This window comes from Novosphingobium sp. BL-S-34 (genome assembly GCF_056857015.1).
In genome coordinates this window covers 675,920-700,311 of the sequence record NZ_JBXEPV010000003.1, presented here as the reverse complement: position 1 = coordinate 700,311, position 24,392 = coordinate 675,920, and the positions used below count along the sequence as shown (strand labels likewise).

Below are 24,392 nucleotides of genomic sequence, written 5' to 3'. Positions count from 1 at the left end.
TCACCAGACCTCCGGCTTGCAGCGCAATTCCGGATGCGTCCCGAACATGTTCTCGGGAACGTCGAGGCCCAGGTTCTCACGTAAAGTCGTCCCTTCGTAAGACTTGCGGAAATGCCCCCGCTCCTGAAGTACGGGCACGACGTGGTCGACGAAGTCTTCCAGTCCGCCTGGAAGAAACGGAGGAGAAATGACGAAACCGTCCGCCGCGCCTTCGCCTTCCCAGTGTATCAAAGTGTCGGCGACATCCTGAGCCGTGCCAACGATCGTGTGCCCGGTGCGCCCCGCCGCAACGCGGCGCGCAAGTTCTCGGATTGGCAAGCGCTCACGTGCAGCCAATTCCAAAACACGGTCACGGGTGGAGTTCTGCCCCGCCAACGCCGCTTCGGGCAGCGACGGCAAAAGCGCATCGGGATCAGCCTGCGACAGATCGATGTTGCCCAAAAGTGCTTCCAGCTTCGAGAGCGCAACCGCCGCCGGGATCAAGTCGTCCAGTTCGCGCTTGAGTTCCTCCGCCTCGCGCCGCGAATGGCCGATGACTGGGGTGACGGCCGGCATGACCTTCAGGCTTCCCGGCAGGCGGCCCAGCACGGCGAGTTGCTCGTGCATGGCCGAGCGGAATGCCTTCGCCGTCTCGATCGAGGGATGGGAGGTGAAGATGACCTCAGCATGCGTGGCGGCGAACTGGCGCCCTGTCGCCGAAGCGCCGGCCTGAACCAGCACGGGATACCCCTGCGGGGGACGCGGTACGGTAAGCGGACCGGCGACGCGAAAGTGCTCGCCGATATGATCCAGCGCACTGATGCGGGCCGGATCGGTGTAGCGACCACTGGCCTTGTCGGCGAGCACCGCCCCCTCCTGCCAGCTGTCCCACAGCCGGCGCGCAATGGAGACGAATTCATCGGCGCGGGCGTAGCGCTCAGCATGCCCCATATGCGCTTCGAGACCGAAATTGTGTGCCTCGTTTTCCATCGTCGAAGTTACGATGTTCCAGCCGGCACGGCCTGCGCTCAGGTGATCGAGCGATGCGAAACGCCGCGCAAGGTCGTAGGGTTGGCTATAAGTGGTGGAAGCCGTTCCGATCAGCCCGAGGTTGCTGGTCTCCGCCGCGATCGTCGCCAGTACCGCGATAGGGTCGAGCTTGGGTGTTTCCAGTCCGGCGAACACGTCCGCGCCTTTGACCGGGTGATAGCCGAGATAGTCTGCCAGAAACACTCCGTCGAACAGACCGCGTTCGGCCGTGCGGCCCAAGTCGCGGAAGTAGTCGGCGTGGCATAAGGCCCGCGTGGCCGCGCGCGAGTGGCGCCAGCCGGCGATATGGCCGCCGGTCTGCATCAGGAAGGCAAGCAGTTTCATGACGTCGTTTTCGCCTCGCCTTTAAGGAACTGGTGCGGAATGAAGCGGCACGGAAAGACGCCCAAGGCTGCCGTGCCGCCGCTGGCATGGGCCTGTTAACAAGCACAGCCTCGTCCCGGGCGCCAATCAGGAATTCTTGGAGGTGATAAGCGCTTCTGATGCCCGGGACGCAAAATAGCGATGATACTATGCACCCATAGAGCGACGGAACGATGACAACAGGGTTTCGTTGAACAGCGAAAATCTGAATTACAACAGATAAAAAGCACGCTCGCAGGAAGAACGATCTCAAAGACTCAGGCCAATAACGGTCGGGGATCGATACGGGGAAGAAACATGACAAGCATCTCCGGGCTCCGCAGCGCCCTTCTATTGTCCTGCGCATCGCTCATCATGAACGCGGGCAATGCCATCTCGGCCAGGGCACAGGATTCTACGCCAAGCGCGGCTACCAGCTTACCCGGCGACATTGTTGTTACTGCGCGCAAGAGGGGAGAAGACATTCTCAAGACGCCGATTTCGGTGACTGCGCTTTCCGGCGAGGACATGAAGGCGCGTGGTGTGCAGTCCGTAACTGACTTGTCCGCCTTCACGCCCAGCATGAAGATCGTCTCCAGTTCCTCCGGCCGCAACGACCGCTCGTTCCAGCAGGTCATCATCCGGGGCTTCACGCCTTCCAGCGCCTCGGTGCAGACCGCCTCGATCTTCATAGACGGCGTGCCGGTTTCCACAGCCACCGGCATCCAAGCGATAACCGATCCCGAGCGCATCGAAGTGCTGAAAGGTCCGCAGAGCGCCTATTTCGGCCGCCAGACTTTCGCTGGTGCGGTAAATGTCGTCACCAAGGCGACACCCGAACGGCTCGAGGGCAGCTTCTCGGGCATGATCGGCACAAGGGACAATCACGAGCTCCAAGCGTCGATCGGCGCGCCGTTGATAGAGGGCCTCGTCGGCTTTCGCGCCACCTTGCAAGAAACCGCGAAAGGCGGATCGTGGAAGAACCAGAGCGTCCCCGGCCAGACGCTCGGTGACCAGCGCACCCGGGCCGCGACCCTCGCTATGGAATTCACCCCTGCATCAAATCTCAAGGCCAAGGCATTCGGCCTGATTTCGAAAAACAATGACGGTCCCAACGCCACCGGGCTGCTCGCAGCCCACGCCGTCACCAATCCGGCTAACAGCGCGGTGATCGTGCCCGACAGTTCGAACTGCGCCTTTGGCAACAACCGCTACTTCTGCGGCAGCCTACCTAGCCTGCCCGCCGGCGCCCCTTCGATGAATACGGTCGATACGCCGTTCATCCAGGACTTCCTCGCCAACCCGCGCGGCCGGCTGATTGATCCCAAGGACGGCGTGCAGGGCTACGGCCTGCGCAGCCGCTTCTACCACCTGCATTTCAATGTTGACTGGGAAGTCGGCAGCGGCGTGACGCTGTCCTCCCTCACCGGCTACAACAACGAGCGCCGCAGTCAGCTTTCGGACCTCGATCTCTATTACAACACGACCGCGCCGAATTCGAACAACGCGGTCGGCACCGCGCCGGGCGCGCCGAGCTATTTCGACTATCCCTATCTCGTTGAGGCCGTCAGCAAGGACTTCTCGCAGGAACTGCGTGCCAGCTTTGACGACGGCGGCCCGTTCTCGGCGACGCTGGGCGGCAGCTATCTCAACGCCACCTTCCAGGGCGGCGGCGGCGGCAACAACGGCGCGCTCGGGATCAGCCAGTTCAGCGTCGTCTCCGGCAAGACCCGCAATCGCACGTTCGGTGCATTCTTCGGCCTGGGTTACAAGATCACGCCGGAGCTGAGCGTCAACTTCGACGGTCGCTACCAGATCGACACGATGTACGCCTATGCCCGTCCCGGCGGCCAGACGATCGCCTCCGCCGCCTTCGCGACGCCGGGATTTTACGAGGAAGGTACGATCCTCGCCAAACAGACCTATAAGAACTTCACCCCGCGTGTGATTGTCAATTACGACGTGACCCCGGACATGATGGTCTATGCCTCCTATTCGAAGGGGGTAAACCCGGCGGCGTTCAACACCGTGTTCCTCTCCAACCTGAGCCCCGCGGCGCAAGTGCTGGCGGCCAATGCCGGGCTCCGCATCGCAGTTGAGCCGGAAAAGCTCGACAACTTCGAGATCGGTGCCAAGGGCCGCGCTTTCGGCAACCGCATGCGCTACACGTTTGCCGCCTATTACGGCATCTGGAAGGACCAGCTCAACGCCAACGTCATCACTCTAGTCGATCCGGCGACGAGCGTGGTCTACAATATCCAGGCCCAGCTCAACACCGGCAAGGTCAAGATGTACGGCCTTGAAGGCGACGTCTCGTTCGCTGTAGGCGAACGCCTGACGCTCGGCGTGAACGGTTCCTACAACGAGAGCGATATCAGCAAGCTGAGTGCTCCTACGGTCACCGCTCTGACCGGGATCACGGACTTCAGCGGCAACCACAACCCGTTGGCTTCGCGTTACAACGCTTCGGCATCGGTCAACTACACCGTACCTCTGCGCGGCGATGTCGAAGCTTTTGCCCGCGCCGACTTCAGCTACAAGTCGGGCGTCTACACCAATGCCTCGAACCTGACGAAGACCCCTGACATGACGCAAGTGAACCTGCGGCTCGGCTTCGGCAATGAGCGGTACACGCTCGAAGGTTTCGTTACCAACCTGTTCAACAACAAGGCTTATCAGGCTGCCACCGACTTCACGTTGCTGGAACGCACCAACGCCTACCTCTCGCCCTTCTCGGCGGTAGCCGTGGCACTGCGCGATCTCAGGACGTTCGGCGTGCGGTCCACTATCAAGTTCTGAGCCCCAGGCTGGTTCGAACCTCTTGCCGGGGCGCCCTATTTTTCCCTCTGGCGCCCCGGCCTCTTTGCCCTGCAGAAATGGAGACGGCGATGAGCGACTATGATCTCGTCATTCGCGGCGGCACCGTGGCCGATGGCACCGGTGCCGGGCTGTGGGACGGCGACGTTGCTATAGCGAACGGGCATATCGTCGCGACCGGGGCCGTCCCCGGTTCGGGGCGCGAGGAAATCGACGCGCGCGGCAAATTGGTTACGCCGGGCTTCGTCGACATCCACACGCATTACGATGCCCAGGTCACTTGGGATACGCAGTTCTCGCCCTCGACCAACCACGGCGTCACCACCGTGCTGATGGGCAATTGCGGCGTCGGTTTTGCGCCCTGCCGGCCCGAGATGCGCGCACAGATGATCGACGTCATGGAAGGCGTGGAAGACATCCCCGGCATCGTCATGGCCAAAGGCCTTCCCTGGAATTGGGAAACTTTCCCGGAATACATGGATGCCATCGCGCAGCGGCAGATGGATGCCGACTTCGCCGTGGCAGTTCCCCATATTCCAGTGCGGGTCCACGCAATGGGCCAGCGCGCGATCGCGCGCGAACCGGCCACCCCCGCCGATATGCAAACCATGGCCGCGCTCGTCTCTGATGGCGTAGCGGCGGGCGCTTTCGGCTTTTCCACCACACGGGTGGTCGGTCACCGCACGGCCAGCGGCGAGCAGCTTCCTGTAACGACCGCGAGCGAGGACGAACTCATGGCCATCGCCCTGGCCATGAAGCCGCATGGGCAGCACCTGTTCATGTCGGCGTCCGAGTTCGACACGGCCAACGGCTTCTCCTCCGAATTCCGCATGCTCGCCCGTATCGCCGAGGCGTCGGGCCATACGGTGACGTTCCCACTACTCCAATACAACGAGGCCCCGGATCGCTGGCAGGAGATTGCCGAGGCTTGCGCCGCCGAGCGCGAGCGCGGGCTCGATATCTATGGGCAAATCGTCGGCCGTCCCGTTGGCGTGCTCTACGGACTGCAACTCAGTCTCAACCCATTCCGAGGCTGTCCCAGTTACGATCGCATTGAGCACCTGCCTGTCGCGAACCGCGCCGCCGAAATGCGCAAGTCCGAGGTGCGCGCGGCGATCTTGGCCGAGATGGAGCTACCGCTCGATCCTGTGAAGTATCCGGCGTTCATGCGCGATATCGCCCGCTGCTACGCGATGGGCGGCACCCCCGATTATGCACCTCCCGAACGCGAGCGCTTCGACAACCTGGCCCGCGAGCGCGGCTGCACAGTTGCGGAAGTGGCCTACGACGCGTTGCTGGAGGATGACGGCCAGGCGATCCTCTATTTCCCAGCACGCAATTTCACCCGCTACAACCTCGACGTCGTCCACGATATGCTGACGCGCGAGGAAACCGTGCTCGGCCTTGGCGACGGCGGCGCTCATGTCGGCGCGATCTGCGACGGCTCGATGCAGACCTTTGTGCTCACCTACTGGACCCGAGACCGCAGGGGCGAGCGCCTGCCTATTGAGGAAGCCGTGCGGCGGATGACTCGTCATACCGCACAAGTAGGCGGGTTCGGCGATCGCGGCCTAATCCTACCGCGCTTCAAGGCGGACCTCAACGTGATCGACTACGACAAGCTCTCCCTCGCCGCGCCGCGCGCCAGCTTCGACTTGCCCGCCGGCGGCCGCCGCCTGACCCAGACCGCCAGCGGCTATGCCGCCACCGTGGTGTCTGGCCTCGTCACCGCCCGCGACGACAGGCCCACCGGCGCGCTGCCAGGGCGTCTTGTGCGCGGACGACGCTCCTCTCCTCGCCCCAACTGACCAGATCGAGAATGCCCTTGCTCCTGAATCGTGAACGCGCCGACGCCCTGATGGACCGGGATCGCATCGATCTCGTCGTCGCATCCAGTCCGATCAACACCTACTACCTCTCCAGCTGGGCGACCGACGCCAGTTGGGGCTTTGGCGATCTTGCCTTGGCGCTCCTGCCCCGCGACCCTTCGCGCGACGCCGCCGTGCTCACCGTCGAAGTAGACATGGGCCAGCCTCAGCAGGGGCAGGGCACCTGGATGATCGTCCGCGGCTATGCCCGCAAGCCCGGCATCGGCGCCGGCGGCGTACAAGGTGTGCTCACCGCCGAGGGCCTGCCGCAGAACCATCAGGAGGCGGTGGCCCAATACTTGCGCGAGCTCGGTTTGGACAAGGGCCGCATCGCCTTCGAGGATCGCGGACTAGGCCTTGACGTGAACGCCCTCCTGGGCGGCACCATCCAGGTGCTCCCTGCGCGCGATCTTCTGCGCGACATGCGCATGGTCAAGACTCCGGCGGAAATAGGCAATATGCGTGCCGCCGCCCGCAAGACCGAACTGGCCTTGCAGATCTCCGCCGAAGCCCTGGCCGCCGGCGCCACTTGCGCCGAGGCCGAGCGGGTATTCTGGTCCGCCGCTGCACTCGCGGGCGGACGCCCGGTGTTCCTGCTCATCACCCCCTACCGCCCCGGGTTCGGCCGTCTGGCCAAGACCACCGAACTGCAACATGGCGACATGGTGACTTTCGACGCAACCGCCGAATTTGCCCATTACACCAGCGATATCGGCCGTACCGCCGTGATCGGCGAACCCTCCGCCGAACAACTAAAGCGCTACAATGCCACGCGTCTGGGCTGGCAAGCCGCGCTGCCGGAATTTCGCGCCGGCCGGCTGTCCACCGATGTCGAGCAGGCTGTCGTCGCCTCGATCCAGGCCCACGGAAATCCAGAGTTCCGGGCCTGCGGGCTCCACTCGGTGGGGCTGGAGCACACGGATCATCCCCACCCCGGCGGCGGCATGCACAGTTTCGAACTGATCGACCGCATGGTCCTGAGCTGCGACCTGCCTTGGATCGGCCCAGAAATCGGCAAGTTCCATTTCGAGGATATCATCTATCTCGACGGCGACAGGGTCGAGATCCTCAACGATGCAGACGGCCGCCTGCTGGCCTGCATCGATGGACGCACTGTCCGTGTCGACTGATACCTCTCCTTTCCCGCCGGTCCGGCAGACGCTCTGGCCGATGCTGCTGCTGTTTCTTGCCGCGAACTTCTACAGCATCGACAAGGCGATCGTCGGTGTCTTGGCAGAGCCGATAAAGGCGGATCTCGGCATCGACGATATCCGCATGGGCCTCCTCATGGGCCTTGCCTATTCGCTGCTGAGCGGCGTGTGCGGCCTATGGCTCGGCTCCCTGGTGGACCGGCATGTACGAAAGCGTGTTCTGGGCGGCGCGATCATTGTCTGGAGCCTGTCGACCGCGCTTGGCGGCCTGGCCCCGAACTTTGCGACGTTCTTCGTATTGCGCGCCTTGGTCGGCCTCGGCGAAGCGGCAATCGCCCCGGCGGCGATGTCGCTAATCGCGGACATGTTCCCGCCGGAGCGGCGCGGGCGAGCGCTCAGCGCCTATCTTATCGGTGCAACCATCGGGACTTCATTGTCGTCGGTCGTTCCTGGAGCGATCCTCGTTGCCAACCTGCATATCGCGCTGCCGGGCTATGGACTGGTCATTCCCTGGCGCAGTGCCTTCCTGCTGTGCGGCGCCATCGGACCCCTCGTCGGCCTGGCTTTTCTGACCATCCGCGAACCCGCCCGTCGAGGGATCGGCGCCAGCCAGACTTGCGAGGCAGAGGTACCGGCGCAAGTGGGCGAGAAGCTGTCCTACCTATGGCGTCACCGTACGCTGGTCGCGCCACTGTTCGGAGGCTTTTGCCTCTATTACGTCGCCTTCGTAGGCGTGACGTCGTGGACCGCGCCGCTGCTGATGCGGACATATGGCCTCACCCTTCCGCAGATCGCCAACCTGCTGGGCCTGGGCATGCTGATCGCAGGTATCAGCGGCTATGTCCTGGGCGGTCTTGCTGCAGATAGCCGTGCCAAGGCACGCAAGTCCGGCCGGATCGGGCTGATGGTCGTACTGCCGATCCTTGCCCTGCCGGCCGCCTTTTCGGGACTTGCCCCGGGCCTCGGATTCGCCATCGCGGCGCTTGCCACGATCAGCCTCACCACGCCCATGCTTAACGTCGCCATGAACGCGACCGTGCAAGAGATCGTGCCCAACGACATGCGGGGCTTCTCTTATGCCTTCCTCAGTGTCGTGGCCGCGCTGCCGGCCGGTGCCGGCGGCCCCTTCGCCATCGCCCTCGTATCCGAAAACGTTCTGGGCGGTCCCTCGCATATCGCCGCCTCCTTCGTCTGCGTCGTCCTGCCCTGCCTCATGCTGGCAGCGGCGTGCTTCGCTCTTGCCGCTCGCGCCTTTCGTACCGCGCCCGCGGACGGAGAACTGGCGCGCGTCATCGCTGCCAGCCAAAATTGATTTTCCCGGAGTTCAACAATGACTGACGCCCCCAGGCAAATGATCCTCGCCACCTTCATACATAACAGCGGCGCCCATCCTGGCGGCTGGCGCTGGCCGGGAGCCCCGGCGGCCGATCAGCACGACTTCGCGCATTACGCCCAACTCGCCCAGACGGCCGAGCGAGGCAAGATGCACTGCTATTTTTCGGGCGATTCCCAAGGATTTCCGCATATATCGGGCCGCGATGCCTTCGCCGCCACCGACTACGGCGGCAAGCTGGAGCCGACCACGCTGCTGGCAGCGCTGGCAGTCGTGACGAAGCACATCGGCCTGATCGCAACGGCTTCCACCACCTACAATGAGCCTTACGCGATCGCCCGCCGCTATGCCTCGCTCGACCATATCTCCAAGGGCCGTGCGGGCTGGAACGTGGTGACTTCGGCCAGCGACAGCGAGGCACGCAACTTTGGCCGCAACGTCAACATGGACCACAGCGCCCGCTATGCCCGCGCCGAGGAATTCGTCGACGTAGTCCGTAATCTCTGGGACAGCTGGGAAGACGGCGCGATCCTGCGTGACCGCGCGGCCGCGCGCTATTTCGATCCGGGCAAAGTCCATCAGCTCGACCACAAGGGTGAGCATTTTGCCGTCGCCGGTCCGCTGAATATCGCTCGCCCGCCGCAAGGTCATCCCGTTATCGTCCAGGCCGGCGGCTCCGGGCCGGGACGGGCACTAGCGGCACGCACGGCGGACATGATCTTCACTGCCGCCAGCTCGCTGGAAGTGGCCCGGGAATTTCGAGCCGACATGCGCGGCCGCGCCGCCGCCTTCGGGCGCAACCCGGATCACGTCAAAGTCATCCCCTCCGTCCAGCTCATGGTCCGTGCCAGCGAGGCCGAGGCACGTCGCGCCGACGAGGAGCTGCTCGATCTCGTGCCCGAAGCGCTGGCACTGCGCACGTTGAGCCTGCAACTTGGCGTCGACCTCTCGCACCTCTCAGTAAACGATCGCCTGCCCGACCTGCCGGAGACCAACGGCGGTAAGTGGGTGCAGCAGCAGATCCTGCGCATGGCGCGAGAAGAGGATCTGCCGATCGGTCTGCTCGCCCGCCGCGTCGTCGTCTCGCGCGCGAGCTTCTCGTATACCGGCACCCCAGAACAGGTAGCGGACCTCTGCGAAAACTGGTTCCGCGCGGGCAGCGCCGATGGCTTCTCGCTCTCGCCGAATTACCAGCCGGGCGTTTTGGAGGACTTCGTGGACCAGGTCATACCCATCCTGCAGAAACGCGGACTATTCCGCCGCGAGTACGAAGGCGATACGCTTCGCGAAAATCTCGGCCTGCCCAGACCGGAGAACGCATTCGTCGCCGATCCCGGCCTCGGTCGCGAGCCGGATATATGGGCCTGACCGTCCCCAACGTCGAAAAGGAATAGAGGAATGTTGAACCGTCGCGATGCCGCCAAAATGCTGGCCATTGCCGGTGCGATGGGCGCCCTTCCCGTAAAGGCCGCGCACAGTGCCGGCCCCACCGTCGTTCCTCCCGCCGGGCCATGGACGCGCCAGGGCGATCTGCGCCGCGCGGGCGGCGTCCTGCACCACGCCGTTATCGGAGAAGCGGTTACCGGCAAGCCACCGATCGTCTTGTTGCACAAGCTCGGTGGTTGGCTTTCCGACTGGCGCTTCGTGGCGCCGATGCTGGCCGAAGGACGGCAGGTGATCGCCTTTGACCTCCCAGGCCACGGCGGTTCGCGCTGGGATGGCACCGCGCCCTACATCCAGACGTTGGGCGAGACGGCCGCCTTGCTCGTTGGTGCTTTCGACGAACTTGGTCTGGAGCGGGTCGACCTGATCGGCACGTCCCTAGGCGGTTGCCTTGCCGTACCGCTCGCTGCGTTCTGGCCCGAGCGGGTACGCAAGCTGGCGCTAGTTTCGTGCGCGCTTGGCCCGCGGCGTTCGCTGTCCGAAGTCAAGGCCGCGGTGGACGACAAGCAGGGTGCCCTTTTCGATAAGAACGGCGATCCCCTGCCAACGCCGCCCGAACTGCTGACGCAGATCTTCGGCATCATCAACACCGGCCCGATCAATGCCGATGGCGTGCTCAGCCGCAAAGCCGCCGGCCGCTGGATCCAGCCTTCCGAGCGCGGCGTCGCCGTGACCGATATCGCCGGAACGCTGGCGCGCGTCCAGGCGCCGACGCTCTTGGTCTACGGCGATCGTGACAAGGCCTATCCCAAATTCCGTCCCGCCGCCGAAGCCGCGCTGAAAAGCAGCCGCACTGCCGTAATCAAGAACGCGGGCGCGTTCGTGATGCAGGACAATCCGCCTGCAACCGGCAAAGTTCTCAAATCCTTTGTAGGGGACTTTGACCTCTAGCCGGCCCGATGCGCGCAGCAATGGCGAACGATCGCCTTGAGCTGCCGCACCGTTCGGTTTTCGTAACGTTCGTTCAGGGTAATGAACCCAAACGCGGGGGCTGGAATTTCCGAGCCGGGCAGGCGCCGGAGCGACCCGCTCGCCAGTTCGTCAGCCACGGCCTCGCAGGCAACCATACCGATCATCCCCGAGTGAAGGATCATGCTCTTCACGAAAGTGGTGGATGACGCCTTCACTGCCTTGCACTGCTTCGAATAGCCGAACTTGCGCAGGATCGTGACGACATCGTCGTTGTCTATCGGATCGGCGGTCTCGTAAGCGCTGACATGAGCCCAAACGAAATCGGTCCCTGCCGCGAAATCGTGTTCGTCCATCGCGAACACCGGATGGTCGGGCACCGCCACGACCGCATATTCGCGCTTGAACAGGGGTTCGAACGCGAACGTCTCGCTGCTGTATCCGTCGGGCAACCCGCAGAAAGCGAAGTCCAGTTCGCCGGCGGACAACAGGTCGAGAAGCTGGGTCGTGTACCCTTCGCGCACCCACATGTTGACTGGCCCCGACTGGTCGACGAACTGGCGCATGGCTCGGCTCATCATGTCGTTCATGATGATCGGATGAACTCCTACCGCCACTTTGGGAACGCGGTTGGCGGTCGCCAGATCGTTTATGATCCGCTGCTCTTCCATCAGCATCAGCCGGGCGCGCTGGACCAGCTTTTCACACATTTCGGTCGGGCGCACGCCGGTCGGACCCCGCTCGAACAGGCTAGTGTTGAACTCTTCCTCGAGCTGCCGGATGCTGAGCGTCAGCGCGGGCTGGGTGACACCGACCGACTTGGATGCCTTGCGCAGGCTGCCGCTCTCGTAAATCGCGATCATTCGCTTGAGCTGCACCAGGTTCACGAAGCGTTTTGCTCCTTAAAACCACAGGATCGCATGTTCGTGCGGATTAGCCAAGAAACGCTGCGATCTCGCTCACCACGCGCGCTGTTTCCAGTTTGAGTACACCGTGCTTCACGTCTGCCAGATCCACGCGCCGACCGTTCCGGAAAGTATGTGCGGTGGCCAAAGTCACGTCCCACAAGTCGTCTTCCGGGTTCATCACCAGCACCGGCTGCTCAACCTGCGCCATAGCGCCGAGGAAATCGTAGCGATAAACCGAGATATATCCCCAGGGCATTCGCGCGCCCAGACGCAGGCATTCGGCCATGTTGACATGGCGCTCTTCCCAGGAGATGCGCGGATCGCTCAGTTCGCCGATGATCGACCAGAGCCTCTCGACATGGTCGAGCGAAGGCCCCGGCGGCGGGAAAGCCTTGAGCAGATTGGCCAGTTTGTCCTCACGCACTTCGGCGGGATAGGCAGCTAGTCCGAAGACGACGACCTTACGCACCCTATCTGGCAGGCTGCGAGCAAGCTGCGTCGCGATGAGGGAGCCGGTGTGAAATCCCAAGACATCAAAGCAGCCGGAAGCAATGACGCCCTGTGCACCCAGGTCCGCCATAAGCTGCGCCATTATCTCGGCGAAGTCCTCGATACTCGCGGGTTCCGGCGGTGCGTCGCTCATGCCGTAACCGGGCGTGTCCACCGCAATCACCGTGCGACCGGTGGAAAGCGGTCCCATCACCGGCAGCCAGTCCGCGCTGCTACTGGGGGTCTGGTGCAGGCAAAGCAGCGGCACCCCCGCACCATTGCTATGCGCAAGGCGGTAGTGAAGCTGGCCAAAGCGACTCTTGGCATAGCCGCGCGTGATCGTGGTCATGGCAGGTTCCGTACTTGGGAGGAAATGCGTGACGCAGCGCGCAATGCGAGCAGCGCCGAGATGAGGAGAGCCGCCATTCCCACCACGGCCATCGAGTGGCCCACCGCCAGCGGTGAGGCGAAAACGGACTCGGTGAGATAGGCGACAGCCAGCGGACCCAGTGATCCGCCGATGATCGTCATCACGAAGGCATAGAGCGCCACGGCAAAACCCCTGACCTTGTTCGGGGAAATCTCGGAAATCACCGAAAGCATGGTGGTGCCGTAGATCGCGCTCACCATCATGACCTCACCCAACAGGACCATCGCCGCCGTCCCGCTGCTTGCAAGGAGCGGCAGGCTTGAGGGAATTCCCAAGAGCGCGATGCCCGCCGCAAGGCGCATGCGGCCTCCCGGGCCGGAACGTGCGCCGACCCGGTCGACCACAATCCCGGCAACGATCGCACCTGCCACCGCCCAACAGACCTGGCTCATGCCCAGCCCCTTTCCGGCCGCACCGAGCGGGTATCCGAATGCCCGCGTCAGGAACACCGCCCCCCAGCCGGTGGCGACCGAGCCACCCATTGCGAAGAGGGCCAAGGAGCCGTAAAGCGGCAGAAAGACCGCACGCTGCGCGGCCAGCAATGCCAATCCCTCGGCAAACGAAACCTTGGAATCGCCATCGCCCCCGTCGGTCTGCCGCACCGGCTCGCGAAGCAGGAACAACAGCACCACTATCAACAGCCCCGACGCGCCGACCAACGCAAAGGCAATGCGCCAGGGGACAAGATGTCCGATGAACGGCAGGTTCGCAAAGATGCCTTTGGGTGCAAGATCCAGGATAACCCCGCTGATCAGCGAACCCAAACCGTACGCAATCATGCTGCCGAACACGTAAAGCGCCATGGGACGTCCGCGCCGTTCGGGCGGGAACAGATCGCTTATCATCGTGACCGCGCAAGGCCCGAGCACGGCCTCTCCCACGCCAATGAACAGGCGCGAGGCAAACATCGAGCCGAACCCTTGCGCGAAACCACCCGCAACGGTTGCCGCGCTCCAGACGAGAATGCCGGCGATCAAGAGCCTACGGCGGTTCACGACATCGGCCACGGCGCCAAGGGGCAGGCCAACCGTGACGTAGAAGATCGAGAAGGCAAAGCCCTGAAGCAGTGCGATCTGCATTTCGCTGATGTTCAGGTCGCGGCGTACCGGATCGATAACAAGCGCAAGCATCCCGCGATCCACCGTCGAAACGATCTGCGCGATGAACAATGTTGCGACCGTAATCCAGGCTATGGCCGGGCCAATAGTCTGGTTTTTGGCGTATTGCCCGTGGGCCATGCATTTCCTTTCTGGCGCTTGGGGCAAAGCTTATCGTGTGTCTAACTCCGGTCATGCAAGTGCCGGCGACTATCCGCTTGACGACAACCCGTGGTACACGGCAGCTCCGTCTCTCACCGCAAGGTCCAAAACATCGGACTATTCAGCAAAACTGGGATAAAGCCGTTTAGGCATCCGAGCAGCGCCACGACGGGTCTAATCGAGGCTCCTGGTGGTCGTTGAAGTCATCAACGCGGCAACGAGTCTGTCGGCTAGTGATCCGCATCACACGCTTGGTCCCCGCCGGAGAACGGCAGAAAACGCCCTATGTCAGATTTCGCGGGAGGTGTCGGAATGGCATCTGTGGCCGCCCCTTCGGATGCAAGCAGCAAATCGGGGTATGTTGGCACGTTGTCGGATGCTGTCATCTGTCCGGCCTCGATGAGCAGCGCCATATGCTGCGGGCCAGTATGTGAGTTCGCGGACTGGATCCATTACAGTTTTACGCGCTTGGCTAGCGCTCTGCTATTTCCTGGTTCTTCCAGCCCCGTCTCGCCGACCGTTGTGCCATACCCTGCTTCGACCGCCTACGTCCCCGACGCCTCTGACCGCAGTCTTGGCTTACACCGCGACAGCTGTCGGAGCTCTGTAATCTTCGTTCTTGGTGAGCAACGCCCAGATCATGCGCGCCATCTTGCTAGCTAGCGCGACCGGCTTTTGCCGAGTGCGACGTTCACATAGGAAGGTTCCGTCCGCCGAAGACCCACCGCGCGGCGGCCCATGGCGACCGCGAAGACGACCCTGAACCCGGCATACGGTCAGCTCAAAATCTGCTTGCCAGCGAGCTGCGATTAGACGACCCATCAGCTATCTGGCACTGATACATAAAAAAGTGCTGTTCCGGACACGCCCTCTTTCGGACGTTCAACAACCTATTCCCCAATGGCAGCCACGGGCCGATAAGGACTGTCCGGTCCGGAGCCGGGTAGCGGGGATAACTGACACGCAATCGGAATAGGCTGCCGACCACTTCCAGATGTTCGCAGACTAGCGTATCAAGCGCCGCTACTACCACAACCCACCAATGGCGCTTCTCGGCTCAACCAAAATGACAGAAGTCTAGGCACGAGCCTGATCCCTACTGGCCCCAGCTACTTCGGCGCAACGACGACAGCAAACAACTGATCGAGGTTCAACTGTAACTCCTGAACGGCACGGTTTCCGGCGTATTTCGGCAGGCCGAACGGGAGGCTCATACTGTCATACATTGCCGAAGTCTCTGCGTCAGTCAGTAAGCCGCGCTTCCGCAAAATGTTGGAAAGGCAGACGATCCCATTAGTCGCGGAAACGTCAGACGCCTCATGAGCTTCAATCAGGGTCTTCGCAGTAAGGGTCAGGTTTTCAGTCATTGCGGAACGCCGATCCATTGGCCTTCGGCAAGTCTCTTCTGCGCGGCAAGCTCGCGGGTGCGAGCGACTTCGAGCACCTGGTTGGCCATCCTCCGCCATGCTGTTTCCGAGCGCAATGCGCGTTCCCGCACCTTTTCCAGCACGGAACATGCTGCTTCCTGCGCCGCCTGTTCCGCGCGCTCAATGAGGAATTCGTAGGAAAGTGCCATAAGCATTCACTCCTGGTACGGGGCATGGAATCAGGTGTTCCGGCAAACCCCGAATGGAATGCCGGAACAAGCGTTGATCAGTTGGCGTTGCTAAGATTAATCGCCGATTCCTTGCCGTTGCGGCCGGTCTCGACGTCATAGGACACGCGCTGGTCCCTGCTCAGAATACCCAGGCCAGCCGCCTGCACGGCGGAGATATGAACGAAGCTGTCCTTCCCGCCGTTATCAGGCTGAATGAAACCATAGCCCTTGCCTTCGTCGAAGAATTTTACGGTTCCGATAGTCATGTACGTTTCCTTTCAAGAAACGGGGGTGGCCGTCAGCGATTGCGGACGGTGTCTTGCGTCAAGTTGTTACTTGAAAGGAAGTCGTCGTCTTGCAGGAATGGAAACGGATTTTCCAGTTCTGAAATCAAATCGTCGATACCGGTCGAACTTCAACAAGAGCAGAATTGAGGCACCAGCATTAGGCTGGCGGAGTGCTATCAGGCGCGTACACGCCCAGCGGTCTGGGCCATGCTCCAGGCGCCGGCCGCTGCCGCGCCCAGTTCACGCTGAAAGACGCTGATCCGGTTGGCTATAGACAAGGCCTGGGCGAGATGCGCCCGGCGATCGTCGTTGCACGCCGAATTATCGGCCCGCATCAGGGCATGCTGGTGATCGGCGTATTCTTTGTTGATATCCAAGGGCAATCTCCTGCCAGATGCGGTCATGCCTCGGCTCGACCGCCAGTTTTATTGTTCAGTCGACCATCGCAGCGACAAGCCGTCGCAGTTCGAGGGTCGAAAGCATGGCGGAGAAAGACGGGCGCCGCCCCCTAGGTTCGTTGCCCGCCGAGCTTTTACTTGACGAGGTAGTGTGGCGCCAAGCAGCGCCAGCATTCATACAATTCATTATATTCCTGCGTGCAGCGGTTTTGCCGCCGCCTTTTTGTTGAAATCGGATCAGCGCCTGATCACACGGCGCCGGACGCCGGCCGGACCTTGCCCGAGGGTCTGTCCGCGATAGATGATCCGACCTTTGGTTAGATCGTAAGGCTTCATTTCCATGTGTACGTGGTCTCCAACGACCGAGCGAATCCGGTGACGGCGCAATTTCCCCGCCGTGTAAGCGATGATCCGATGCTCATTATCGAGTGTCACGCCGAAGCGTCCGTCAGGCGAGATTTCGTTGATCTTGCCTCCCACTGTCATGAGCTCTTCGTTCGCCAAACCAGTTCCTTGCGTACAAATAGTCGTCCGCGATCGGATGTGTCCCGTCACGGAGCCATGAAGATTGAAAAGGAAGAGGTAGGCCGAAAAAGCGGCTATCAAATTCCGTCGCAAACGACGTTTAGCTATTTCTATATATAGCCATGCATAATATTTGCAAGCCTTTAGCCTCAAATGGTTTGAGTCAGTCGTTATTGCTTCACAGCCAATCGGCTTTTTTGCTTGAACCGCGGTCCTTAAATGTCCCGGCCAAGGCGCAACCGCTGTCGAATAGCATGGGTCGGCGCAATGCGGTCTCATCGCAAACGGCCAGCGGCGGCTGTTGGAATCTTTCGCATCGGCAGCAATTGCTTCTCACAATCGGAACTCTTATGCGGAGAAGTGGTTTTGGGTCAAATAAAATTGGCGGGAGGCCTATGTAATGAAATTGGGATCAACTGATAATTCGGTGATAAATTGCGAATGGTGCGAAACCATGACAGCTACGCTCGGTGGGAACAGCCCAATGCGCCGCTGATACCGAATGAATTCCATCGCCGTTCTCTTCGCAGCCGTGAAAAGTTTGTGTGGCAAACCTGATTAACTGGCTACCACCCATCTTGCCGCTGACGAACCCGACTGCCAATGGATACAGAACCGACAGGTTTCGGGGGCCGCCGATCACACTAGGAATGACCGATTAGGGCGCAAAGCCGCGCAGAAGGTAGCGGGACTATGCTACACACGAGCAGGGTCAGGCGCGGCTACGGCATTCTCGCCAGTAGCGCCAGCGCACCTGCGCACGGGAGACAGGTGTCTACTTAGCCCAGCAGCGTATCGCGCGTAGAATCCATCCCGCCGGGACATTGGTGCCTGACAGGGCGATCCCGAAGGAGAAGGCACCTCTGGGGGCGTACCGGAGTGTAGTCCCCGGTCAGCCCGCGACCGAGGGCTTCGCGTCGAGCGCCGCAATGGGATCGGCGGCGATCTTGGGATAGTGCTTTTCCAGCAGTGCATGGAAGTCTTCGGGCAGATCTTCAAACCGGCTAACCTTGGCGCCGTTGGCGAAGAGGTTGAGCGTGCCAGGCCGGTCTCCCATCTTCAGCCAATCGGGCCAGCTGCGCACGTCGTTCGATTGAACACGCGCTTCCAGGTAATGAACCGAGGGATCGAGCGCGAGCGCTTTTGGCGCGGACAAAGTCGACACTTCGTTGAGGTGCGAAATAAACCCGTCGGGCGCGGTGACTTTTGCGTGAGAACGGTCGCGTACCGCGATATCGGTCTTGCCGATGTCGAACGGCTTGATCGGCAGATGTGTGTGCTCGTATATCGGCTGACCGGGCAGCTTGGCGATTTCGGCGTCGTTCGTGGCGGTGAAACGCACCGGGAACGGCACGGGGCCGCGCCCTCCCACTTTCACTATCTCGCCGGTGATCGGGTTGCGCAGTTTGGAGAGGCGCTCGCCGGTTTCCACGTCGACGCGGAAGCTCATCTCCAGGTCGATGAGGCTGAAGCTGCCGTCAGGGTTTTGCGTGACGCGTTGGATCGAGCCCAGATTGAGCGCATAGACCGGAATCAGATCGCCCTGATAGGCCGCATAGTACGGCCCCTTGAGCCAGGAGAAGACCAGCCCGTCGTCGGTCCGAAAACGCAGCTTGCGATAGATGAGCAAAGTATCGGCGGGGTTGGCGGGATCGAGCGTCCGTTTCTTCACCTGGCTGGCCGCTGCGGCACTCGCGGGCATAGTGGCTGCCGCCAGCGCGATCGCGCCGAGCCGCAGGGCGCTGCGGCGATCCAGCCCTGCCGCTTGGCAATTCTCTATCATCTTATCCCCCTCGATACTGCTTTTCGTAACGCAGCTTGTTCTCAGGCGTGCTGCCTACATTACGGCACACAGAAATTGATCGCGCTTCGGATAGGGGGCTGCTGTCAGGCAACTGTGCTCACGTCAGATGGGCCCGTGCAATCTTAGTGAATGACCGCTTCTGAGTAAACGAACGGCGCTGTTCGACGGCGACAATCGGCGCAAAGCTGCTGTTTGACGATGCCAGCTCGAACATCGCCGTCCCACACACCTTGGCCATTCAAGAATCTGGGCAGACGGGTACCAAGCGTCAGATTTTGACCACTAACTGATGATAAACGCCGACATGGACAGACACGCTCGCGTTGCAGAGTCGCCTGAATGGGCGCCGACAATATCATCGTAAACAATGTTCTATCGATCGCAGACATTTGGGGAGCGGGCAACATCCCACCCCTAACGTTCCGCTCCGCCGCTACGGATCGCCAGAGGAAAAATTGACAGCCGCCGTGCTGTTTCTCGCCGGCAAGGATGCTCGGTTCGTCACTGGCTACCGTCTGACGCCTGATGGCGGGATGATTTTCGACAGCGCACGACAGGACGCTCCTCCGACAAAAATGTTATTTCCTGATCGCCGCCTCATGATTGCTGTTTCTGACTTCGCCCGGTCATTGGCGCTTTACGATCAAGGCCTTGCTCCCCACCTTATGCAGCTGATTTTCAGCGGTGAGATGGCAGAAGCTAGCGCGGCCGGATTTCGTGCCTGAGCACCTGACTTCTGGATTATCGGAGATGTCCAAACCAGGGTAAGCTTTCTCCTGAAGATCGCCGCGATCTCAACACGGCACACTTCCTAGAACGTGTCCGATTATCTTAGGTGGGTTTAGCTGCCACTCATCAACGGAAGATCCTGCTTACAGGTCCGAACCGATCGCGCCCACCTTCTCATGACCATAATGAAGTTGAAGGACATTTGAGCTGCCAGGACCACCTCAAGCGTCGCTATAGCTTCCTGAAGGCCTTGCGGGACCTACCGCCTCTATCCGCATAACGGATAGCTTCGACCCATCGTCCACCAGTTCCTCGATAACCGCGCAAACTTGCGAAACAGGGGGTAACTCCTGCTGTTTCAGACCTGCGGAGGCAAGGAGATATCATGTCCGAGTTGATGAACGAGCCCGGGGTTCGCGATGCGATGCCACTGCTCGCGTCGAACGAAGGCGTCTGGGAGGGCTGGTACCGCTACTATGACGCGAAGACCGGCGAACTGACGGACCAGCACCGCTCGCGCCTGATCTGCCGCCTGTTTGAAAAGGACGGCGTCGATCACTATCACCAGACCAACTACTATTTCTGGGACGATGGCCGCGTCGAAGTGCGGGACTTTCCTGCCGTCTACAAGAACGGCCGGATCTGGTGGGATAACGACCTCATCAAAGGCTGGGCTGCAGCGATGCAACCCGACGATTTCAATCGTTCGACATGCCTGAACTGGACCCGCACCGACGAGCCCGGTATCTATCTATACGAGATGATCCAGAACAACGACGAGCGTACCCATCGCGCACGCACCTGGCAGTGGTTCCGTGAAGGAAAGTGCTACCAGCGGACGCTGATCGACGAGGTCTTCGTGACCCGCGACTGGCAGAACTGGACCAACGACGACGCGCCCGGCATCTGACGGACGCTCTCGCCCCTGCCGGCTCGCTGCCGGCAGGGGCGGCTTCCGTGTCACGCGCCGACAAGCGTGACCGAGATGTCCGCCAAACCCTCGCGCAGCTTCTTAGCCGAGGTGTATTCCGGCGAATTCCAGAATGCGAGCGCGCTTGCACGGTCCGGCCATTCGGAGACTACGATCGAACCACCGTCCGGACCCTCGCCTTCCAGAACCGTGCCGCCTGGTGCGCGCACGACATAATTTCCGCCATAATTGACCAGCGCCTCGGCGGCGGCCTGGGCATAGCCGCAGGACATGAATGCCTCGCGGTCCTTCAGATGGGCGGTAACGACAAGCCAGGCGGGCATGGAATTATCTCCTTGTGTTGATTGCGGAGTGATTGCCCGCCGACAGTCCCTCCATCGCATGCCATGTGGCACTGTGCGTTCCACGCTATCCGCTGTGCGGATGCACACGTGCCAGTGCTGTAATTGCCCAGGCAGACGCGGTTCCCTGCCCCATCGCGGATTTCATGGAGGCATGACTTGCAGACAGACCGGATCGAACACGCCGCTTTCGCACCTCGATACGAGACAAGTGCCGAGACCGGTATCGATGGCGAGTTCGCCCGGGGCTGGACGATCCTGCTGGCCTCATTGATCGGCATAGGCAGCGGCCTGGTTTCGCTGCCGTTCTACACCTTCGGCATCTTCGCCCCGCATCTGGCCCGCGAATTCGGGTGGTCTATGGGCGAGATCATGGGTGGTTTGACGATCACGACACTCGCACTCCTCGTGGCTGCCCCCGTAGCCGGGCTGCTGTGCGAGCGCTTCGGCGCAAGGCCCGTTGCAGCGACTTCGCTCGCCCTGTTCGGGCTGTCCTACCTGTCCCTCGCCACGCTGAACGGCTCGCTAACACAGTATTACGTCACGTGGGGCCTAGCCGCTGCCGTTGGCGCGGGGAGCCTGCCGATCACCTTCACCCGCACAGTGAACCGATGGTTCGACCGGAATCGCGGGCTGGCTCTTGGCATCGCCATGATGGGCACCGGCCTGTTCGGCATAGCCTGCAAGCCGATCCTCGCCTGGGTGATCGGCGACTATGGCTGGCGTACCGGCTATGCAGCGCTTGGTTGCCTGCCCTTGCTTTTCGCGACGCCAGTGACGGTGCTGCTGTTCCGCGATCCATCCGGTACCGACCACCGCCGGAGCGGTAGTGGCGCGCCGATCGCCCCCGTTTCCGGCTTTACACGCGGGGAAGCGCTGCGCCAGTGGCGCTTCTGGCTGATCGCGATGCTCCTGATCCCATTGTCATTCGCGCTGGCGGGCACGCCGCCCAACCTCGAATCGATTCTGAGCGACAAGGGCCTCGACCCTGCCACTATCGTCCGGCTTACGCCGCTCATCGGTCTGGCATCAATTAGCGGTCGGCTTGTCGGCGGCTTCCTGCTCGACCGGTTCTGGGCACCCGCCGTTGCTTTCGTTATCCTCAGCGTTCCTGTGGCATCCTGCTTGATCCTGTCGGCCGGACATCTCGAACCGACCACCGCCGGCTTCGCGATTTTCCTCATCGGCTTTGCTCTCGGCGTCGAATTCGACGTCGTCGCCTATCTAACCGCGCGATACTTCGGGATGCGAGCCTACGCCGCGATCTACGGGCTGTTCTACGTCTGCTTCACCGTGGGAGCAGGCTTCGCGCCGCTTGTCTTCGGGATGATTCGCGACGCTGCTCACAATTTCAATCCTGCGCTTGTGACGTGCGCCGCGATCCTGCCCATCAGTGCCGCCGGCTTCCTTCTACTCGGGCGATATCCGCGATTTTCCTGAATTGGACACGGCCGCGCCTACCAATTGACATATTGTTATATGAATATACCAATATGCGTCGGCGAATGGTCGCCATTCCATGAGGGAATCGCCATGACCGATTACCGACTGCTCCTCTCCACGATACTCATCCCGCTCAGCCTGATCTCCGCTCAGGCTGCGGCCCAGGAAGCACCCGCGCAAACCGGCGCAAAGACCGGCGGGCTCGAAGACATCGTCGTCACCACGCAGCGCCGCCAGGAAAAGCTGCAGGACGTTCCGGTCACGGTCACCGCGTTCAATGAGGCCATGCTGGAGCGCCTTAACGTCAACGACGCGATCTCCACGTCCAAGTTCGTTCCCGGCATGGTCTCGCAGCACAACGCCGGCCTTGCATCCGCGAATGCCTATTACTTGCGGGGACTGGGCAACAGCCAGTCGACCCCCACGTTCGATGCCCCAGTGACGACTTACGTCGACGACGTCTACGTGGCCCGCCAGAACGCCAATAACTATGCCTTCTTCGATACCGAGCGCGTGGAAGTCATGCGTGGTCCGCAAGGAACCCTGTTCGGTCGCAATACCACGGGCGGTGCAATCAACGTCATCATGCGCAAGCCATCCGACACGGCAGGCATGAAGATGGAGGTGACCGGCGGCTCTTACGAGCGCTACACCGTCAAGGCGACCGCCGACTTGCCACTCACTGACCAGGTCCTCACCAAGTTTTCGGGCTACGTCGTGCAGGACCGGGGCTATCTGAAAAACATCACCACCGGCGACTGGTTCAATGGTGAAAGCAGCTACGGACTGCGCGGCGACGTGCGACTGCTGCCGACCGACCGCCTGACTATCGACCTCGCCGCCGAATATACCCGCAATTCGGGAACCTACACTGGCCTTCGCAATGTCCCAGGCACGAACCCCTATATTGCCGGTGCCACCACGCGCCCGGTCTTTTACGAATCCGCCTCGGGCTTGCCGACGACGAGCTGCACCGACAACAATGTCGCCACACTGCTCTCGGTGGGCGCCGGCAATTGCAACCTTTCCGAGAACGTGGCGATTAGCGCCAATGCGAATTACGAACTCGACAACGGCTCACTGACCTACATCTTCGGCTACCGCCATCTCGATCAGGGCTATATCACCGAGTACAATGCCAGCGCAGCCAACAAGTACGCCGGCTATATCATCACCGACAACGGCACGCATGAGCAGTGGTCCAGCGAACTTAAATACAACGCCGACCTCTTCGGCGACCGCGTTCATCTCGTCACCGGCCTGTTCTACCTCAATGAAAAGTCGGACGACCGCCAGACCAGCTTCTCTGGTGGGAGCACCGCGTTCCGGCTGGTCCAGGATCAGCATCTCTTGCCAAAGACCGAAACCGGCGCTGTCTACGCACAGGCGGACTTCGACTTGACCGATCAGCTCACCCTGACGGCCGGCGGACGCTATACGATCGAGACCAAGAAGGTGGGATATCTCGCTTCCGAGGAATTTCCGGGCTTCGGCTATGACAGCGCCGCCGTCTCCGCCTATGGCATTCCGCTCAAACGCACTTACCGCAAGTTTACGCCGCGCTTGGCAGTCAACTACAAGATCAATCCCGACGTCATGATCTTCGCCTCTGCCACCAATGGCTTCAAGTCGGGCGGCTGGAACGGCGGCGCGGCGGCGCCTTTCAACGCCGTGCTGTTCGATCCCGAGAAGACCTGGTCGTTCGAAGGCGGGATAAAGTCCGAACTGTTCGATCGCAAGCTGCGCTTCAACGCGACGGGTTACTACGCGAAGACTAAGGATCTGCAGGTCACCGCTGCCGTCACCAGCCCGATCACCGGCACGATCTCCCAGCTGCCTTTCAATGCCGGCACTTTCGAAGCCTATGGCATCGAAATCGAGAGCACGGCGAAGTTTGGCTATCTCAGCCTGTTCGCCAATCCGTCACTGATGCACGGCGAATACACCTACATTGTTCCGACATCGACCACTCTCACCACCGCCTTCAGGCCGGTGCGCGTGCCGAAGTTCCAGTTCAGCGGCGGCGCGGCCTATGACGTGCCGGTCGAGGCTCTGGCCGGAACCTTGGGCGCTTCTGCCACATGGCGGCACAATTCACCTTACTGGATCGCCGTGCTCAACACTGCAACGACACAGACCGAAGATTATATCGACGCTGCCGTAAGCTACACCACGATGGACGAGAAGATGAAGATCGCCTTCGAGGTTTCCAACCTCACCGACCAGAAGACGGTCACCGCGAACTTCATCTCGCTCTTCCCGGGCGATCCGCGCCGCTACACGGTGCGACTCAAGTTCCAGATCTGACGCTCAGCATCACCGCGCGGTGTCCGCAGGTCGGACAGGCTGGTCCTCCCAG

At 61.4% G+C, this 24,392-nt stretch carries 20 protein-coding genes and 1 pseudogene; 10 read left to right on the top strand and 11 right to left on the bottom strand.

The window, feature by feature from the left end; translation table 11 throughout:
• Positions 1–1,353, bottom strand: a complete 1,353-nt coding sequence (locus AC1VV3_RS25930) for an LLM class flavin-dependent oxidoreductase (protein ID WP_465128405.1) — start codon at positions 1,351–1,353, stop codon at positions 1–3.
• 336 nt (positions 1,354–1,689) lie between these two features.
• Between AC1VV3_RS25930 and AC1VV3_RS25925 the strand changes: the two genes are divergently transcribed.
• The 6 genes from AC1VV3_RS25925 (at position 1,690) to AC1VV3_RS25900 (ending at position 10,874) form a co-directional block, all read left to right on the top strand.
• The gene (locus AC1VV3_RS25925) at positions 1,690–4,170 is read left to right on the top strand and encodes a TonB-dependent receptor (protein ID WP_482963297.1); all 2,481 of its coding nucleotides are present in this window, start codon (positions 1,690–1,692) and stop codon (positions 4,168–4,170) included.
• An 89-nt stretch (positions 4,171–4,259) separates the two neighbouring features.
• On the top strand, positions 4,260–5,996 hold the full coding sequence (locus AC1VV3_RS25920) for an N-acyl-D-amino-acid deacylase family protein (RefSeq protein WP_465128406.1): 1,737 nt from the start codon (positions 4,260–4,262) through the stop codon (positions 5,994–5,996).
• A 17-nt stretch (positions 5,997–6,013) separates the two neighbouring features.
• Positions 6,014–7,186 (top strand): M24 family metallopeptidase, encoded by a 1,173-nt coding sequence (locus AC1VV3_RS25915; protein WP_465128407.1) that lies wholly within the window; start codon positions 6,014–6,016, stop codon positions 7,184–7,186.
• Complete coding sequence (locus AC1VV3_RS25910; protein ID WP_482963296.1) at positions 7,176–8,519, top strand: MFS transporter; 1,344 nt, start codon at positions 7,176–7,178, stop codon at positions 8,517–8,519. Before AC1VV3_RS25915 ends, AC1VV3_RS25910 begins: the two co-directional genes overlap by 11 nt.
• An 18-nt stretch (positions 8,520–8,537) precedes the next feature.
• Positions 8,538–9,908 (top strand): LLM class flavin-dependent oxidoreductase, encoded by a 1,371-nt coding sequence (locus AC1VV3_RS25905; RefSeq protein WP_465128409.1) that lies wholly within the window; start codon positions 8,538–8,540, stop codon positions 9,906–9,908.
• 30 nt (positions 9,909–9,938) lie between these two features.
• Positions 9,939–10,874 carry an alpha/beta fold hydrolase gene (locus AC1VV3_RS25900; protein WP_482963295.1) on the top strand — a complete coding sequence of 312 codons (936 nt, stop codon included), beginning with the start codon at positions 9,939–9,941 and terminating at the stop codon, positions 10,872–10,874.
• On the opposite strand, the gene AC1VV3_RS25895 is transcribed toward AC1VV3_RS25900, so the two are convergent.
• The 9 genes from AC1VV3_RS25895 to AC1VV3_RS25855 form a co-directional block, all read right to left on the bottom strand.
• Complete coding sequence (locus AC1VV3_RS25895; protein ID WP_482963294.1) at positions 10,871–11,779, bottom strand: LysR family transcriptional regulator; 909 nt, start codon at positions 11,777–11,779, stop codon at positions 10,871–10,873. The genes AC1VV3_RS25900 and AC1VV3_RS25895 overlap by 4 nt on opposite strands.
• Before the next feature lie 46 nt (positions 11,780–11,825).
• Complete coding sequence (locus AC1VV3_RS25890; protein WP_482963293.1) at positions 11,826–12,638, bottom strand: alpha/beta fold hydrolase; 813 nt, start codon at positions 12,636–12,638, stop codon at positions 11,826–11,828.
• Positions 12,635–13,957 carry an MFS transporter gene (locus tag AC1VV3_RS25885; RefSeq protein ID WP_482963292.1) on the bottom strand — a complete coding sequence of 441 codons (1,323 nt, stop codon included), beginning with the start codon at positions 13,955–13,957 and terminating at the stop codon, positions 12,635–12,637. Before AC1VV3_RS25885 ends, AC1VV3_RS25890 begins: the two co-directional genes overlap by 4 nt.
• A gap of 1,130 nt (positions 13,958–15,087) precedes the next feature.
• Complete coding sequence (locus tag AC1VV3_RS25880; RefSeq protein WP_482963291.1) at positions 15,088–15,345, bottom strand: hypothetical protein; 258 nt, start codon at positions 15,343–15,345, stop codon at positions 15,088–15,090.
• Positions 15,342–15,554: a hypothetical protein gene (locus tag AC1VV3_RS25875; protein WP_482963290.1), complete on the bottom strand. Its 213-nt coding sequence runs from the start codon at positions 15,552–15,554 to the stop codon at positions 15,342–15,344. The genes AC1VV3_RS25880 and AC1VV3_RS25875 overlap by 4 nt, the downstream gene beginning before the upstream one ends.
• Positions 15,555–15,631: 77 nt before the next feature.
• Positions 15,632–15,841 carry a cold-shock protein gene (locus AC1VV3_RS25870; RefSeq protein WP_465128416.1) on the bottom strand — a complete coding sequence of 70 codons (210 nt, stop codon included), beginning with the start codon at positions 15,839–15,841 and terminating at the stop codon, positions 15,632–15,634.
• Between the two features lie 197 nt (positions 15,842–16,038).
• Positions 16,039–16,239: a hypothetical protein gene (locus AC1VV3_RS25865; protein WP_482963289.1), complete on the bottom strand. Its 201-nt coding sequence runs from the start codon at positions 16,237–16,239 to the stop codon at positions 16,039–16,041.
• Positions 16,240–16,497: 258 nt separating this feature from the next.
• Positions 16,498–16,764, bottom strand: coding sequence for a translation initiation factor IF-1 (gene infA, locus AC1VV3_RS25860; protein ID WP_482963288.1), 267 nt, complete (start codon positions 16,762–16,764; stop codon positions 16,498–16,500).
• Between the two features lie 913 nt (positions 16,765–17,677).
• A complete protein-coding gene (locus tag AC1VV3_RS25855; protein ID WP_465128419.1) occupies positions 17,678–18,415 on the bottom strand; it encodes a DUF1838 family protein in 738 nt (245 codons plus the stop codon).
• 516 nt (positions 18,416–18,931) lie between these two features.
• Here AC1VV3_RS25855 and AC1VV3_RS25850 point away from each other — a divergent pair.
• A pseudogene (locus AC1VV3_RS25850) lies at positions 18,932–19,143 on the top strand (hypothetical protein); the annotation flags it as partial.
• Positions 19,144–19,703: 560 nt separating this feature from the next.
• A complete protein-coding gene (locus AC1VV3_RS25845; RefSeq protein WP_465128420.1) occupies positions 19,704–20,228 on the top strand; it encodes a DUF3598 domain-containing protein in 525 nt (174 codons plus the stop codon).
• 50 nt (positions 20,229–20,278) lie between these two features.
• On the opposite strand, the gene AC1VV3_RS25840 is transcribed toward AC1VV3_RS25845, so the two are convergent.
• The gene (locus AC1VV3_RS25840) at positions 20,279–20,572 is read right to left on the bottom strand and encodes a DUF1330 domain-containing protein (protein ID WP_465128421.1); all 294 of its coding nucleotides are present in this window, start codon (positions 20,570–20,572) and stop codon (positions 20,279–20,281) included.
• Positions 20,573–20,749: 177 nt separating this feature from the next.
• Between AC1VV3_RS25840 and AC1VV3_RS25835 the strand changes: the two genes are divergently transcribed.
• A complete protein-coding gene (locus tag AC1VV3_RS25835; RefSeq protein ID WP_482963287.1) occupies positions 20,750–22,030 on the top strand; it encodes an MFS transporter in 1,281 nt (426 codons plus the stop codon).
• A 93-nt stretch (positions 22,031–22,123) separates the two neighbouring features.
• A complete protein-coding gene (locus AC1VV3_RS25830) occupies positions 22,124–24,340 on the top strand; it encodes a TonB-dependent receptor (protein ID WP_465128423.1) in 2,217 nt (738 codons plus the stop codon).
• Positions 24,341–24,392 lie beyond the last annotated feature (52 nt).

Bases quoted from the DNA above. Each gene is read 5' to 3' on its own strand.
- AC1VV3_RS25885 (WP_482963292.1), bottom strand. From the start codon at position 13,957: ATGGCCCACGGGCAATACGCCAAAAACCAGACTATTGGCCCGGCCATA.
- AC1VV3_RS25905 (WP_465128409.1), top strand. From the start codon at position 8,538: ATGACTGACGCCCCCAGGCAAATGATCCTCGCCACCTTCATACATAAC.
- AC1VV3_RS25890 (WP_482963293.1), bottom strand. From the start codon at position 12,638: ATGACCACGATCACGCGCGGCTATGCCAAGAGTCGCTTTGGCCAGCTT.
- AC1VV3_RS25900 (WP_482963295.1), top strand. From the start codon at position 9,939: ATGTTGAACCGTCGCGATGCCGCCAAAATGCTGGCCATTGCCGGTGCG.
- AC1VV3_RS25875 (WP_482963290.1), bottom strand. From the start codon at position 15,554: ATGGCACTTTCCTACGAATTCCTCATTGAGCGCGCGGAACAGGCGGCG.
- AC1VV3_RS25920 (WP_465128406.1), top strand. From the start codon at position 4,260: ATGAGCGACTATGATCTCGTCATTCGCGGCGGCACCGTGGCCGATGGC.
- AC1VV3_RS25880 (WP_482963291.1), bottom strand. From the start codon at position 15,345: ATGACTGAAAACCTGACCCTTACTGCGAAGACCCTGATTGAAGCTCAT.
- AC1VV3_RS25840 (WP_465128421.1), bottom strand. From the start codon at position 20,572: ATGCCCGCCTGGCTTGTCGTTACCGCCCATCTGAAGGACCGCGAGGCA.
- AC1VV3_RS25830 (WP_465128423.1), top strand. From the start codon at position 22,124: ATGACCGATTACCGACTGCTCCTCTCCACGATACTCATCCCGCTCAGC.
- AC1VV3_RS25845 (WP_465128420.1), top strand. From the start codon at position 19,704: ATGTCCGAGTTGATGAACGAGCCCGGGGTTCGCGATGCGATGCCACTG.
- AC1VV3_RS25925 (WP_482963297.1), top strand. From the start codon at position 1,690: ATGACAAGCATCTCCGGGCTCCGCAGCGCCCTTCTATTGTCCTGCGCA.
- AC1VV3_RS25930 (WP_465128405.1), bottom strand. From the start codon at position 1,353: ATGAAACTGCTTGCCTTCCTGATGCAGACCGGCGGCCATATCGCCGGC.
- AC1VV3_RS25870 (WP_465128416.1), bottom strand. From the start codon at position 15,841: ATGACTATCGGAACCGTAAAATTCTTCGACGAAGGCAAGGGCTATGGT.